Source organism: Roseobacter litoralis Och 149 (genome assembly GCF_000154785.2).
Lineage (GTDB): Bacteria > Pseudomonadota > Alphaproteobacteria > Rhodobacterales > Rhodobacteraceae > Roseobacter > Roseobacter litoralis.
Map to the genome: position 1 here is coordinate 2714392 of NC_015730.1, position 13674 is coordinate 2728065.

Sequence of the window (13674 nt, forward strand, 5' to 3'; positions counted from 1 at the left end):
TTTCCATTCAACTGCCGGCCAAGAACGGCGTGGATCACGCCAAGTTAGATTTCAACGGGAGTTAAGAATGCAACGAAGATCACTAATGAAGGCAGCTGCGACAGCTGCAACTCTGGCAGTATTTGGTGCAACCACAGCCGCGGCCGAGAATCCGGTTTTGAAAATCGGCTTTGTGGGCGTGACCAGTGGCCCAGCTGCTGCATGGGGTATTTCCAACCAACGCTCAATGGAGGCCCGCGCTGCCTGGATCAACGAGACCGGCGGCTACACGATTGGTGATACCACTTACGATATCGAGATCGTGTCGTTTGATGACCAGAAAGACCCCAAGCGCGCCATCGCGGGCATGGAAAAAATGGCCCAAGAGGGTATTCACTATGTCGTTGGACCAAACGTTGATGATGGCGCGGCCGCTGTTCGCCCCGTCGCCGAAGCAAACGACATCATGTATTTTCCATATGCGTTCCCGAAGGAGTTGTATTCCGCGCCTGCGTCAAACGCCGTGCTGGGTATGATCGCCAACTATCAATCAGGTCCTGCGATTTATAAGCACCTGATGGAGAACGAAGGCGTCAAAACGGTTGCTTTCATTGCCGCCAATGAATCTGATCCACTGAGCCAGCGCGAAAGTGGCGTAGCTGCAGCAAAAGAGCTGGGTCTGGAAGTCGTTTCTGACAACGTCACCTATCAGGTGGACACCACAGACTTCACACCTGTGCTGACGCCAATCCTGCGTGCCCGCCCTGACCTGCTTGTGCTGTCGGGTGTGTCGCCTGCCAACGCGCCACAGCTCATCCGCTCCGCACGTGAGTTGGGTTTTCAAGGCATGATCTCGACCGAAACCGCACAGGATGCAGGCGTTCTGGCCGAAGGTGCCGGTGATCTTGCCAATGGCTTTATCTCGGTGGGTGGCGCGTCCACACCAGAGCTGGCGTCCCCGATGATGAATGAATTCGTCGAGCGCTACACAGCCATGTTTGGTGAGTACAACGACGAATCCAACACCAAGGTCTACGCGCTTGAGTATATCCTTGAGACACTCAAAGCCACGCCGGGCGCCATTGAAGATGTAGCTGCATTTCAGGCGTCCATGGACGATTTCTCAGCGCCAAACCCCTATATGAACGGCGACGAGCAACTGACCTATGTGGGCATGACCTCCTTCGGCCAAAAGCGTCAGATCGCTGTGCCCCTTGTTGTCAACGTCTATCAGAACGGTGCGTTTGAAACGATGTTCATCGCGCGCGTCGACTAAACCATCACACACGATACACTGCTTCCGGCATTGCCCGGAAGCAGTTCCCACCCGACGGATCGTTCGGGGTTAACCACAGAAAGAAAGTGCTCATGGAACAGGTAATGGCCAATGGGGTCTATCTGGGATCTCAGTATGCGATGATCGCACTCGGATTGACCCTGATTTTCGCCTTGATGAATGTTCTCAACTTTGCCCATGGGCAGATGTATGTCATCGGCGGGTTCGTCACATATACATTTTACGGACAATGGGGCGTGCCGTTTGTACTGGCCCTGTTCATGTCCTGCATGACGCTGGCTATCATCGGCGCGCTGATTGAACGATACCTATTCGCCCCGGTGATTAAGGGCTCTGCGCGGGAAGAAAGCACAATGCTGCTCGCGGCGGGTATCGCGTTTTTGCTGGATGCGCTGATCCTGTTGATCTTTGGCGAAAAGCAACGCGGTGTTCCCAAGATCGTCGACGGAGTCTTCAACTGGGATTTCCGCCTGATCATGCCCTATGACCGTATATTGATCTGCGTGCTCGCCATTCTCTCAATCGTCGCCTTCATCGCCCTGATGCAATATTCCAAGACGGGCCGCGCGCTGCGAGCGCTGGCGCAAGACCGCACAGCCGCGCAATTGATGGGCGTCAATGTTGACCGCTATTCGATGATCGGTTTCGCGCTTGGTGCCATGCTGGCGGGACTGGTCGGTGGCTTGCTGGTCACGATCACCGGCGTCAACCTTGGCATGGGCGGTCCGACCTCGATCAAAGCCTTCATGATGGTGATGATTGGCGGCGCTGGTGTGATTTCGGGTGCGATCTGGGGCGGGTTCATCCTCGGCTTCATGGAAGCCTTCGGCCTCGCTTACCTGTCGCAATACGGTGACATCACATATCTGCTGATCTTTGTATCGCTGATGATTTTCCTCGCGATCCGGCCTCAGGGCCTGATGGGCAAACCCTGGGGGTGATGGCGTCATGAACTTTTCAAAAATCCAAATCCTCGGCGTTCTGGCCTTTCTGGCTGTGGTCTTCGTGGGCATCCCCATCTTCATCGCAGCAACGGGCCGGTGGGACTTTTACTTCACGCTGACCTCTGTCGCGCTGCTGGCGATTGCAAGTGCGGGCGTCTGGCTGACCTTCTATATCGGCCGGATCAACATCGGACAGGGCGCATTTGCGCTGGTCGGGGCCTATGTCTCTGCGATCCTCGTGGTCAAGGCGGGGTGGTCCTTTTGGATCTCGCTGCCAGCGGCAGGGCTCTTCGCGGCCTTGGTTGCGGTTCTGATTGGCCTGCCGATCCTGCGCCTGCGGGGGGTCTATTTTGCGATGATCACCTTGGTGTTGACGCAGGTGGCGACGTTGACTGCACTGGCCCTGCCCATCACGAACGGGGCCAAGGGCATCACCAATATCCCCCTGCCCGGCGCGATCTCGGTCTTTGGCATTCCGCTGGTTCCTGATTTCGCCACGTTGGAAAACTCCCGGATGGCGTTCTATTTCACGGCAGTCATCCTGATGGTCATCACTTACGCCGCACTTTACCGGCTCGTGAACTCGCGTCTGGGGCACCTGTGTCGCTCCATGCAGCAGAACGAGGAGCTGGCCAGCTCCATCGGGGTGAACATTACCTACATCCGCATCCTGATCTTTGCGATCTCCAGCTTCTTCGGGGGCGTGGGGGGCGCGATGTTCGGGTCGATCTCGCAGTCGGTCTATCCTGCGACCTTCGTGGTCAAGGACTCGGTTGATTTCATGCTGAACTGCTTCCTCGGCGGTCTGGGCTTTGTCTTTGGCCCCATGCTCGGGACACTGGTTCTCTATTTCGGCTGGGACCTGCTGTTTGAATTCGGAAAGTATCAGATGCTGATCTATGCAACGCTGCTGATCCTGATCATCCGGTTTCTGCCAAACGGGTTGCTGAGCCTTCGTTTCGGTAAAGGAGGTGGCAAATGAGCGCGCTTCTTCAGGTCAAGGACGTCACCAAGAAATACGGCGGCCTGATCGCCAACAACGCGATCAGCTTCGATGTGGCGGAAAACGAAATCCTGTCGGTGATCGGGCCAAACGGGGCTGGCAAATCAACCCTGTTCAAGATGATATCTTCGTTCACGCCGACTTCGTCTGGCGAGGTGCTCTATCGGGGCGAGCGTATCTCCAACCTCAAACCCCATATCGTCGCGCGCAAGGGCGTGGTGCGGACCTTTCAGGAAACCACGATTTTCAAAAGCATGACGGTGCGCGAAAGCGTTGTCGTGGCCCAGCACCTGCGTGCCAAGGCGTCCCTTGCGGGATATTTCTGGGGCTCGAAAGTCGCCCATGACGACATCACGGCCTTTGAGAAATACGCCGACGAACTCCTCGAATTTCTGGGGATGAGCGAGATCAGCGCCGAACAGGCCAGCAACCTGCCGCAAGGTAGTTTGCGCGCGCTTGGCATTGCAATCGGGCTTGCGACAGACCCAAAGGTCTTGCTGCTTGATGAGCCTTTCGCGGGCATGAACCACGATGAGACCATGCGCATGGTCGATCTGGTGCGCTCCGTGCGCGATGAGCGCGGCGTGACGGTCATGCTGGTCGAACACGACATGCCAGCGGTCATGACCATCTCGGACCGGATTGTCGTGTTGAACTTTGGCGAAAAGATTGCCGAGGGCACACCGTCCGAAATCCAGAACAATGAAAAAGTCATCGAGGCCTATCTGGGCAGCGCCGACGACGAAATCGGGATGTAGACCATGACAGCCATGTTGGATTTCAAAGACGTCGAACTTTACTATGACCATGTCTATGCGCTGAAAGGTGTCTCGCTGACCGTCAATCAGGGTGAAACCATCGCGTTGATCGGCGCCAATGGGGCGGGCAAATCCTCGATCCTGCGCGCCATCACGGGACTTGCCAAACCGGCCAAAGGTTCGGTGAGTTTTGAGGGCGAACGTGTCGATGGCACCGACCCGTCCGATATCGTGAAACGCGGCATCGCGATGGTTCCCGAAGGACGCCGTGTCTTTCCCTATATGTCGGTCAAGGACAACCTGATGATGGGGGCCTTTACACGCAGCGATAAATCCGAAATTCAGGATACGCTCGACAGTATCCTGACCCGTTTTCCCCGCCTCAAAGAACGGTATTCACAAGCCTCGGGGACGTTGTCCGGCGGTGAGCAGCAGATGATGGTGATCGGACGCGCCCTGATGGCAAAACCCAAGCTGTTGCTGCTGGATGAACCCAGCCTTGGCATCGCGCCCAAACTCGTGCAGGACATTGCGCGCTCGATCGTGGCGATCAACCGGGATGAAGGTGTCTCCGTGTTGCTGGTCGAACAGAACTCGCGCATGGCGCTGAGCATCTCGCACCGGGCTTATGCAATGGCGACCGGTAATGTGGTGATCGAAGGCAACTCCAAGGATCTTTTGCATGATGACCGGATCAAAGCCGCATACCTTGGCGGCGAGGTCTGACTGCGCATGAAAATCCTGATAATCAATCCGAATACAACATCCTCCATGACCAAAAAGATCGGGGTGGCGGCGCGCGCGGTTGCACGCCCGGACACCGAGATTGTCGCGACCAATTCGCAATCCGGTCCTGCCAGCATTCAGGGGTTTCTGGATGTCGCAACCTGTGTGCCGGGGCTGCTCGAAGAGATCGCGCGCCACCCGGATGTCGACGCCATCGTCATCGCCTGTTTTGACGACACCGGGCTTGACGCTGTGCGCACGCAAGTCTCCGTGCCGGTCCTTGGGATCGGCGAGGCCGCTTATCACGCCGCCAGCATGATCGCCAACAAGTTCAGCGTGATTACCACCCTGTCCCGGTCCGTACCCGGCTTGGAAAACAACCTGATGAAATACGGGCTCGCTCAGAAATGCGCGCGTGTTCGGGCAACGGATATCCCCGTGCTCAAGCTCGAAGAAGGCGATCCGGCCACACTGTACAAAATCCGCTCAGAAATCCGTGTGGCCATTGAACAGGACGGCGCAGAGGCGATCGTTCTGGGATGCGCAGGCATGGCGGACCTGATGTCAGATCTGAGCGCTGAGTTCGGCCTGCCCGTTATTGACGGGGTCGCCGCCGGCATCACCTTCGTTGAAGCTTTGGTGAACAACGGCCTCAGCACTTCAAAAATCGGCGCATACGCCAGCATGTAATCGGTATTGGCCTGCGCGTTCCGCGGCGGCCAATACCAGACCCGAAACGTCGCACCCCAACATCAAACCAAGTGCCTGTTGGGGTGTTTTATCTGACGACGTCGTCGCCAACCTCTTGAAGCGTTCGGCGTCGGATTTCGAGCGACCTCACCCCTATAACGTCTTGCTATACCGAGAATTTCTACCAGAGAGGGAGAAATTCATTGACCGTTCGACAGACCGACACCTAAGGTTAACGTCTCGGCGCGTCCGAGCAGAGACTGCCCAGGGAGGGCCTTCCCGGGCAAGCTAAGACCTTAAATTCTGGGAGGAAAAAATGGCTCATTACACATCTATCTCCGCGCTGTCTGTTGGTGCGGCACTTCTCGCGGGAACGGCGCTGCTACCCGCGTCCGCTTTTGCGCAAAACGGCATGAACACCACGAGCCTGCAATATGAGGTCGTGCTGGAGGGGCTGAACGAGCCATGGGACATGGCATTCCTTGATGATGGCACAATGCTGTTCACCGAGAAATGCTCGGGCCTGTCGGTGCGCCTGCCCGACGGGTCGGTCAATGCGCTCTACGGTGTGGGTGAGACCGCAGGCTATGCCTCAAATGGCGCGGACCTCTTTTGCGAAGGTCAGGCAGGCATGATGGGCGTCGCCTTCGATCCGGATTTCGCGGACAACCGCCGCATCTATGTCTATTCGACGTCGAATATGTCGGACCCGCACACCAACCGGCTGATGCGTTTCACGCTGAGTGAGGATTTCACGGCAGTTTCGGATCGAACAGACATTGTCGATGACGTGCCGTATAAAATGGCGGCTTCGGATCACCCCTTTGGCGGCCCCGGCGCACATAACGGCGGGCGTGTGCGGTTTGATGCCAATGGTCACCTCTTCCTGACCACGGGCGACACTCACAACGGTGAAGTTCCGCAAAGCCCGACGAAGATGGGCGCGAAAGTTCTGCGCATGGATACGGATGGGAAGGCGATCGCTGAAAACAGCCCCCCCGACGGTTTTGACGCACGAACCTACACCTACGGCCATCGCAACGTTCAGGGGATCGCGTTTCACCCCGAAACAGGCGCCGCAATCGCAGCTGAACACGGGCCATGGCATTCTGATGAGATCACGATCCTCGAAAATGGCGGCAATGCTGGCTGGGACCCTCGGCCAAACATGGCAGGCCGTGGCGACTGCCCGGACAACTATTGCGGCTATAGCCCCAATCAGGAAACCGGTATGAACCGCTATGAACGGGCGGCCTCCATGCCAATGACGGATTTCGACACATATCCTGACGCGATGGCGCCGATCTGGAACAACAACGGCTGGTCGCAGGGCACCTCGTCGGCTGCGTTTCTGGAAGGTGAGGCCTGGGGCGACTGGGACGGCGCGATGGTCGTCGGGATCATGGGCATCGGCTTCGGCGGCACCCCCATCGGCCAACGCATCGATGTTATCATGTTCAATGACGACAACACGGATGTTGAGGACGTCACTGAGATGACCCTCCCTATGGAATCGGGACGCTTCCGCTCGGTCGTCATGGGTCCTGATGGCAGCCTTTACACGGCCATCGATGAAGGTGAGATCTACAAGCTGACACCCGGCGGGTAGTACCTCGTGTAACCATGCGGTATCGGCGCATGGTCCAAATTAAGTTGATCAACGCTTCCCCAATGTCGGAGCGTTGATCGCGCCCCCTGTAGAGTAAAAGACCGCTTCACTGCCGGGCACGGTGCGCCTTTAACGCTTGCGAACCGTCGATTTTGCAGAACTGCACGGAGGCCAAGGATGGTGCCTTTCGTGCTCGCAACGCCACTCAAGTCTTCCTTATCGAAAGCACGATCTTGCACCAACGGGGCGTTGAAGCAGGATGAGGATAAAAGCGTTCGGTTCTGCCGATCGGCTGAGTTGCTGGGCCGCTGTATCTTTGCCCAGCAGGGGCCGCTTTGTCGCACACGCTCAGGTGCCGGCGCGCCAGAACGATGGCGAGAGGGGTTTCCAGGGGACGACCCAGACCACCAACTGGGGGTTCAGCGGCACGATGGGCTGGGTCTTCAGACCTTAGGAACGCTTTGTCACGCCATATGGGTCCGTCACAGATTGGTCTGGCTTTAATCTGGGGTCAGGCGTCGTGCGCGCAAGGCTGGAGGGCCGGTCGTTGTCGCTGTCCAACTCACGCTCTGTACGCCATTTGCTCCATAGCGCGAATGCGATGGCGGCACCCAGAGTGGCAAAAGTAAGGATTGGTAATAGTCCCATTGTGTATCTCCTCTTAGCTACATCGTTGCGGTGACAACGCGCCATCCGTTCCATGGTTCCACCGCAGCACGACTATTTTTCTTGGAACGTTTTACCTGTCACTGCGTTGGTCAGCCAAGCAACCAATGGAGGATTTTCGATGAATATCAAATCAAGCAACGGAATTTTCGGAGACGACGCTGAGCGCGCTTTGCAAACTCTTATGACCCGGTTGAAGGACGTAAAGAACGGGTTTGAAAAATTGGTTTCAGAGGCGCAGGAAGACCTCGAACCTATCGCTCGCGAGTTTAAGGCGCTGCACGACAAACACATCGACAAACTGCGCGGCAAGCTGGAAGAACACGGCTACGACGTCAGCGAAGATGGCTCTTTCATGTCGCAGGTAAACGAAGCAGTGATTGCAGCGCGGTCTTACTTAGGAACGGTGGATGAAAACGTGATGGCGTCGGTGCGCAATGGTGAGCAGCACGTGATCAACGCCTTCGATGACGCCATTAACAAGGTAGAAAACAGTAAGCTTTGTGACGAACTTGGCACGATGCGCAGCGAACTGCGCGACTGTGTCGAGCGGACGCGCCATATCGGCTAAGTCTCACCAGATCACCGGGCGGTCCTCGCCCGGCACCCAACCTTGTGAACAGGTTTATCATAACTCGTGTACCTTGTTCGGGGTTGGGCCTTTCCAGCATATTTTTGAATGGTTCGCATACGTCCCCGACGTGGTGAAGGGAACTTCGGTCGTTTCGCTACGTTGACCGGTTGCATTAATGAAGGCCATTGAAATGATCACATCAGGATTTACGCAAAAACCGCGCAAAGTGTAAAAACCGGAGATGACAGCGCGGCCTCGTCACTTCTGACCTACGTGCGGCGCATGACAGGATGGCATCAAGTCGCGGTGTGTACTCTGGCAGCCTTCGTTGCGCTCCTCAATCTCGCGCCGATTGAGTTACAACGCCGCATCGTGAACGAAGTGGTTGAAACACGCGATGTTGCGGTTCTGGTGCAATTCGGCATCGCCTACTCCGTGATTATCTTGATGCACCAAGCTTTCAAATACGCCTTGTGGCTTTATCAATCATGGCACACTGAAAGCACCAACCGATACACCCGCGCTCACCTTCTCACACTTTATGGCGACAAAAGCAGCTCCGCCGAGGACGGCGCCGGACGCGCTGTGTCGGTGGTGGGTGCAGAGGTTGAAAAGCTGGGTGGATTTGCAGGCGAAGCGCTTTCGGGCGCCTGCGCCAACGGTGCCATGTTGATTGGTGTTGCCGCCTACGTGCTCTACGTGGAGCCGCAGATTGCCGTTTTTGCACTTGCATTCCTGTTCCCACAGGTGGTGATCACGCCTTTTTTACAACGTAAACTCAACGTGTTGATCGAAGAGCGTGTCGTGCTGTTGCGCGATCTCGGGGACGGCATCTCAGGCATGAAGACGAACGCAAGCTCGGACCCTGACCATGTTGTGAACAGCATCTTTACAAATCGGATGCGGTTTTTTGTCTTAAAGTTCGCAATGAAATCCGCTTTGAATTTGCTCAACGCTTTAGGACCGTTGACCGTTTTATTGTTCGGCGGGTATCTGGCCATGCAAGGCGACGCTCAGCTTGGCGTCATTGTCGCTTTCATTTCTGGCTTCGAGAAAATCTCATCGCCACTGCGCGAGCTCATCGGGTTCTACCGGATCACGGCACAGGCGAATGTGCAGCACCGTATGATCGCTAAGTGGATGGCGTCGTAGATCATTATGGGCTCCCTCAATCCGTTGGCCGCCGAGCAAGAAATCGGTGAGCAACGCGGAGCCAAGCGTTGGATTGTGCAGTAGACGCCGAGCAATCGTGGAGTATACTTTGGAATACTGTGAAGGGGAAGAAAGCACGTGTTTCCCTCGCATCCCTTTTACTTGGATCACATCTCTGGAACACCCAAGAAAGATGGCGGAGGAGGTGGGATTCGAACCCACGGTACGCTTTCACGCACGCCGGTTTTCAAGACCGGTGCATTCGACCACTCTGCCACTCCTCCGGTGGCACCCTCCTAGTGGGTGATAACCGATTCTGAAACCATGAATTTTCATTGCTGACGGATCGGGGATTATTGCCAGTTTGCCCTGTTTCACCTTCCCAGAGCGTTGATCCCAAGCTAAGTTAGCCCAAAGACCCTGTTCAAATCGGGGCGATGAGGTAACTCGCCCGTGCGGCAATCAGGCTAGGACAGCAAAATGAGCATATCTCAATTCCCTCCTTTTATGGCGATTTGCGGCCTCAGACTTCCCGCTATGATTGCGCTCAGCGTTTTATTGTCTGGCTGTGACGACGCAGGTTCCTTCGATGTGCAAAGTGTTTTCAAGGCTGATCAGGATGAGGCGAACACCACCCCTGAACCCACTGCGAATACAGACTTCACAGAAAAAGATGTTGAAGCCCCCGAAGTCTTTTCGGCTCAAGAGGCCGGTTTGTGGGATGGGCGTCCGTCGTTGGGCGGCGTATGGGTCGCGCACCCGGATGTCGCGGAGCCTGAACGCGTGTTGATCCGCAATCAGGTGAATGGGCAATCGGTCGTGGGCGCGCTATTTCGGAGGGAACGTGACATACCGGGCCCGCGCTTGCAGTTGTCGTCTGACGCAGCCGAAGCGCTCGGCGTACTGGCAGGCGCACCGGTTGAGTTGAATGTCGTGGCCTTGCGCAAAGAAAAAGTTGCCGTATCCCCACCCGAACCGCAAACACCACAAACCGAAGAGACGATCACCGAGACGCTGGACCCGATCGCAGTCGCCAGTGCCGCCATTGACGCAGCCGAACCGGTACAATCCAGCTTGCCTGTATCGTCGCTCGACAAACCCTATGTTCAGGTTGGCATCTTCAGCGTCGAGACAAACGCAGAGCGTGTCGCACAACAAATGCGCAGCGCTGGAATGGTGTCATCCGTGCGCGCACAGGAATCCAGCAGTAAAGCGTTTTGGCGGGTGTTGGTCGGGCCGGCCAGCACGGCATCAGAGCGCAAAAAACTGCTCGCACAAATCAAGGCAGAAGGCTATTCAGACGCCTATGCCGTAACAAATTGATCCGTCAGCGAGGAAAAAATATGTTTCGTATCGTTCTTGCCGCTTTTGTTCTGGTCGCATCAACATTGAGCGCAGCCGCCTTTGAAACCAGAGCCGGTGCTGCCTTTGTGATGGATCAGACGACCGGCACCGTGCTGCTCAATAAGAATGCCGACGCGCCCTTGCCGCCGGCCTCCATGTCGAAATTGATGACGCTTTACATGGCATTCGAGGCCGTGCGGCGGGGCAAAGCCGACGGCGGGCTGGACCTGAATGAGCTCTTACCCGTGTCAGAACACGCACAGTCCTATGGCGGTTCCAGCATGTTCTTGCGCTCGGGCGAAACGGTCAGCGTTGAGGATTTGTTGCGCGGTATCATCGTGGTCTCCGGCAACGATGCCTGCGTGGTCATTGCCGAAGCGCTTTCCCCCGATGGAACGGAATACGGGTTTGCACGCATGATGACACAACGGGCACAGCAACTTGGCATGAACAATTCCACCTTCATTAATGCAAGCGGGTGGCCGCAAACCGGGCATGTGATGTCCATGCGCGATCTCGCCATTCTTGCAGACCGGCTGATCACCGATTTCCCTGAGTTCTACCCGATGTTTGCAGAAACCGAGTTTCCATTCGACAACCGCGTGCCCAGCAACAGCCGCAATCGCAACCCGGTCCTGACCATGGGCATTGGGGCGGACGGGCTTAAAACCGGCCACACGCAAGAGGCCGGATACGGTCTTGTCGGGTCGGCCAAGCAGGGCGACCGGCGGGTTATCTTTGTGATCACCGGGTTGGAGACTACAGCGGCGCGTGCGCAGGAAAGTCAGGCCATCGTAAACTGGGCCTTCAGACAGTTCGCCATGCGCGACATTGGCAAGGCAGGTCAGGAATTTGCCAAGGCGGACGTCTGGATGGGCAGCAGCCCACAGGTCGGGCTGGTCGCAGCCGAAGACATGAACGTGTTGATGCCCGCCCTTGCGGATCGTGAAATTGAGGCCGAGGTCGTATTTACCGGACCGATCGAGGCCCCAATTGCCAAAGGCGATCCGCTGGGAGAGCTCGTTTTCACCCCCGAGGGGTTGCCGGAAATGCGCCTGCCTCTGGTGGCCGATCAAGACGTGCCGAGTGGCGGTTTTGTCAGCCGCATGATGACAGCAGCCATGGTTCTGGTCACGACGCTGATACAGGGGCCAGAGGGGCAGTCGTGATATCGCGCGCAGGCGACAACGGACTTTTCATCTCCTTTGAGGGCATCGACGGGTCGGGCAAATCCACCCAATCCAAAAGGCTTGCCGAACACTTACGCGTCAGGGGCCACGAGGTCGTCGAAACCCGAGAGCCGGGTGGCTCTCCGGGGGCGGAGGAAATCCGCGCGCTTGTCTTGCAGGGCGATCCCGACCGCTGGTCCGCTGAAACGGAGATCCTGTTGTTTACAGCCGCGCGGCGCGACCACATGGAGAGGTTGATCCTCCCTGCCCTTGCGGATGGAAAAATCGTCATATGTGACCGGTTTGCCGATAGCACTCGCATGTATCAGGGCCTCTCGCGCGGGGATTTGCGACAGGTCGTGGATACGCTGCATGATCTGATGATTGGTCGAGAGCCTGACCTCACCGTACTGATTGATATGGACCCGGCCATTGGACTGTCCCGGGCGCTATCGCGGCAAACAGCCGATGAGCGTTTTGAGGCCTTTGGCGAGGATTTGCAGGCCAAGATGCGCGCCGGTTTTCTGGCACTGGCGCAAGAGTTCAAGGCGCGTTTTCGCCTTGTGGATGGGGGGCGTGATGCGGACAGCGTCACCCAAGACGTGATCAACGTCGTCGATCAGGCGTTGGCATGACAGCCCCGGATCAAATCGAAGGGGCACCGCACCCGCGCGACACGCTGCAGGTTTTTGGTCAGGCGACTGCAGAGCAGACCTTTCTGGATGCCTTTGCCACGGGGCGGCTTCATCACGCGTGGTTGCTGACTGGGCCACGCGGGGTCGGCAAGGCGACGCTGGCATGGTCCATTGCGCGGTTCCTGCTGGCCACGCCGCTGCAAGAAGACGATGGCCTTTTGGGTGTACCACCGGCCCCCACATCCCTCGCGATTGACCCCGAGCATCCTGTCGCAAGACGGATTGTAGCGGGCGCAGAACCGGGTCTGAAATCCATCATAAGGTCAGAAAATGAAAAAACCGGGCGGATGCGTGATGTCATTTCTGTCGATGACATCCGCAGCCTGTCTTCGTTCTTTCAACTTTCCGCCACAGATGGCGGGCGGCGGGTGGTCATCGTGGATGCTGCGGATGACATGAACCCACAGGCCGCAAACGCCCTTTTGAAGATGCTTGAGGAACCCCCGGCGCGCGCCACGTTGATCCTGACCAGCCATCAACCGTCCAGTCTTTTGCCCACGATCCGCTCTCGGTGCCGCGTGTTACGCTTGGGCACTCTGCCGCCCGACGACATGCAAAAAGCCTTTACGCAGGCGGGGATTGATCCTGGCGGGAACGCACCTGCATTGGCCGAACTGTCGGGCGGGTCGGTTGGGGCGGCTGTACGACTGTCAAACCTCGATGGCCTCAAGACATATGCCGAGCTTGTTCAACTCATCAACGCGCTGCCGCAGTTCGACCGGGTGCGCGCATTGAAACTGGCCGAAGCGGCCGCAGCGCGCGGGGCTGAGACGAAACGTGATCTGCTGTTCGTGCTGCTCGATTTGCTTATGTCGCGTCTGGCGCGCGCCGGGGCAACTGGCCTACCCCCTTCTATCGAGGCCACGCCCGGCGAGGCGGCAACCTTGATGCGGCTCTCGCCAGACCCTGCCGCAGCGCGCGCCTGGGCCGAGATCGCGCAGGAGACCGGCGCACGTGCGCGCCATGGACTTGCAGTGAACCTTGACCCTGCGGCTCTCGTCCTAGATACCCTCATCAAGATCAGCCAAACACGTGTGACCTAGCACACGATGCGCGGTGGCAGTATTG

At 57.2% G+C, this 13674-nt stretch carries 14 protein-coding genes and 1 tRNA gene; 13 read left to right on the forward strand and 2 right to left on the reverse strand.

Features of this window, described 5'->3' with window-relative positions; genetic code table 11:
- Window positions 1-67 precede the first annotated feature (67 nt).
- The 7 genes from RLO149_RS12870 (at window position 68) to RLO149_RS12900 (ending at window position 7006) form a co-directional block, all read left to right on the forward strand.
- Complete coding sequence (locus RLO149_RS12870) at window positions 68-1255, forward strand: ABC transporter substrate-binding protein (protein WP_013962531.1); 1188 nt, start codon at window positions 68-70, stop codon at window positions 1253-1255.
- A 92-nt stretch (window positions 1256-1347) separates the two neighbouring features.
- Window positions 1348-2217 (forward strand): branched-chain amino acid ABC transporter permease, encoded by an 870-nt coding sequence (locus RLO149_RS12875; protein ID WP_011567149.1) that lies wholly within the window; start codon window positions 1348-1350, stop codon window positions 2215-2217.
- Window positions 2218-2224: 7 nt separating this feature from the next.
- Window positions 2225-3202, forward strand: a complete 978-nt coding sequence (locus tag RLO149_RS12880) for a branched-chain amino acid ABC transporter permease (RefSeq protein ID WP_013962532.1) — start codon at window positions 2225-2227, stop codon at window positions 3200-3202.
- A complete protein-coding gene (locus tag RLO149_RS12885; RefSeq protein ID WP_011567151.1) occupies window positions 3199-3981 on the forward strand; it encodes an ABC transporter ATP-binding protein in 783 nt (260 codons plus the stop codon). Before RLO149_RS12880 ends, RLO149_RS12885 begins: the two co-directional genes overlap by 4 nt.
- A 3-nt stretch (window positions 3982-3984) precedes the next feature.
- Window positions 3985-4707, forward strand: a complete 723-nt coding sequence (locus RLO149_RS12890) for an ABC transporter ATP-binding protein (RefSeq protein ID WP_013962533.1) — start codon at window positions 3985-3987, stop codon at window positions 4705-4707.
- Window positions 4708-4713: 6 nt separating this feature from the next.
- Entirely contained in the window at window positions 4714-5397 is a 684-nt protein-coding gene (locus RLO149_RS12895; protein WP_013962534.1) for an aspartate/glutamate racemase family protein, read from the forward strand.
- Between the two features lie 316 nt (window positions 5398-5713).
- Entirely contained in the window at window positions 5714-7006 is a 1293-nt protein-coding gene (locus RLO149_RS12900; protein WP_013962535.1) for a PQQ-dependent sugar dehydrogenase, read from the forward strand.
- A gap of 450 nt (window positions 7007-7456) precedes the next feature.
- Here the strand turns inward: RLO149_RS12900 and RLO149_RS23570 are convergent, their stop codons facing one another.
- A complete protein-coding gene (locus RLO149_RS23570) occupies window positions 7457-7654 on the reverse strand; it encodes a hypothetical protein (protein WP_148264357.1) in 198 nt (65 codons plus the stop codon).
- Window positions 7655-7793: 139 nt separating this feature from the next.
- On the opposite strand from RLO149_RS23570, the gene RLO149_RS12910 reads away from it, so the two are divergent.
- Complete coding sequence (locus RLO149_RS12910; RefSeq protein WP_013962537.1) at window positions 7794-8243, forward strand: DUF2383 domain-containing protein; 450 nt, start codon at window positions 7794-7796, stop codon at window positions 8241-8243.
- 285 nt (window positions 8244-8528) lie between these two features.
- Window positions 8529-9398, forward strand: a complete 870-nt coding sequence (locus RLO149_RS12915) for an ABC transporter ATP-binding protein (protein ID WP_013962538.1) — start codon at window positions 8529-8531, stop codon at window positions 9396-9398.
- A 194-nt stretch (window positions 9399-9592) separates the two neighbouring features.
- On the opposite strand, the gene RLO149_RS12920 is transcribed toward RLO149_RS12915, so the two are convergent.
- A tRNA-Ser gene (locus RLO149_RS12920) sits at window positions 9593-9682 on the reverse strand.
- 196 nt (window positions 9683-9878) lie between these two features.
- Between RLO149_RS12920 and RLO149_RS12925 the strand changes: the two genes are divergently transcribed.
- Genes RLO149_RS12925 through RLO149_RS12940 form a run of 4 tightly spaced genes read left to right on the forward strand, consistent with a single transcriptional unit; the run spans window position 9879 to window position 13649 of the window.
- Window positions 9879-10721, forward strand: coding sequence for an SPOR domain-containing protein (locus RLO149_RS12925; protein ID WP_013962539.1), 843 nt, complete (start codon window positions 9879-9881; stop codon window positions 10719-10721).
- Between the two features lie 20 nt (window positions 10722-10741).
- Window positions 10742-11911 carry a D-alanyl-D-alanine carboxypeptidase family protein gene (locus tag RLO149_RS12930; protein WP_013962540.1) on the forward strand — a complete coding sequence of 390 codons (1170 nt, stop codon included), beginning with the start codon at window positions 10742-10744 and terminating at the stop codon, window positions 11909-11911.
- Window positions 11908-12546, forward strand: coding sequence for a dTMP kinase (gene tmk, locus RLO149_RS12935; RefSeq protein ID WP_013962541.1), 639 nt, complete (start codon window positions 11908-11910; stop codon window positions 12544-12546). Before RLO149_RS12930 ends, tmk begins: the two co-directional genes overlap by 4 nt.
- On the forward strand, window positions 12543-13649 hold the full coding sequence (locus tag RLO149_RS12940; protein ID WP_013962542.1) for a DNA polymerase III subunit delta': 1107 nt from the start codon (window positions 12543-12545) through the stop codon (window positions 13647-13649). Before tmk ends, RLO149_RS12940 begins: the two co-directional genes overlap by 4 nt.
- Window positions 13650-13674 lie beyond the last annotated feature (25 nt).

What these genes read in the sequence shown, in the direction of transcription:
- RLO149_RS12915 (WP_013962538.1), top strand. Translation starts at nt 8,529, where the DNA reads ATGACAGGATGGCATCAAGTCGCGGTGTGTACTCTGGCAGCCTTCGTT.
- RLO149_RS12930 (WP_013962540.1), top strand. Translation starts at nt 10,742, where the DNA reads ATGTTTCGTATCGTTCTTGCCGCTTTTGTTCTGGTCGCATCAACATTG.
- RLO149_RS12900 (WP_013962535.1), top strand. Translation starts at nt 5,714, where the DNA reads ATGGCTCATTACACATCTATCTCCGCGCTGTCTGTTGGTGCGGCACTT.
- RLO149_RS12925 (WP_013962539.1), top strand. Translation starts at nt 9,879, where the DNA reads ATGAGCATATCTCAATTCCCTCCTTTTATGGCGATTTGCGGCCTCAGA.
- RLO149_RS12885 (WP_011567151.1), top strand. Translation starts at nt 3,199, where the DNA reads ATGAGCGCGCTTCTTCAGGTCAAGGACGTCACCAAGAAATACGGCGGC.
- RLO149_RS23570 (WP_148264357.1), bottom strand. Translation starts at nt 7,654, where the DNA reads ATGGGACTATTACCAATCCTTACTTTTGCCACTCTGGGTGCCGCCATC.
- RLO149_RS12895 (WP_013962534.1), top strand. Translation starts at nt 4,714, where the DNA reads ATGAAAATCCTGATAATCAATCCGAATACAACATCCTCCATGACCAAA.
- RLO149_RS12880 (WP_013962532.1), top strand. Translation starts at nt 2,225, where the DNA reads ATGAACTTTTCAAAAATCCAAATCCTCGGCGTTCTGGCCTTTCTGGCT.
- RLO149_RS12910 (WP_013962537.1), top strand. Translation starts at nt 7,794, where the DNA reads ATGAATATCAAATCAAGCAACGGAATTTTCGGAGACGACGCTGAGCGC.
- RLO149_RS12890 (WP_013962533.1), top strand. Translation starts at nt 3,985, where the DNA reads ATGACAGCCATGTTGGATTTCAAAGACGTCGAACTTTACTATGACCAT.
- RLO149_RS12870 (WP_013962531.1), top strand. Translation starts at nt 68, where the DNA reads ATGCAACGAAGATCACTAATGAAGGCAGCTGCGACAGCTGCAACTCTG.
- RLO149_RS12875 (WP_011567149.1), top strand. Translation starts at nt 1,348, where the DNA reads ATGGAACAGGTAATGGCCAATGGGGTCTATCTGGGATCTCAGTATGCG.
- RLO149_RS12940 (WP_013962542.1), top strand. Translation starts at nt 12,543, where the DNA reads ATGACAGCCCCGGATCAAATCGAAGGGGCACCGCACCCGCGCGACACG.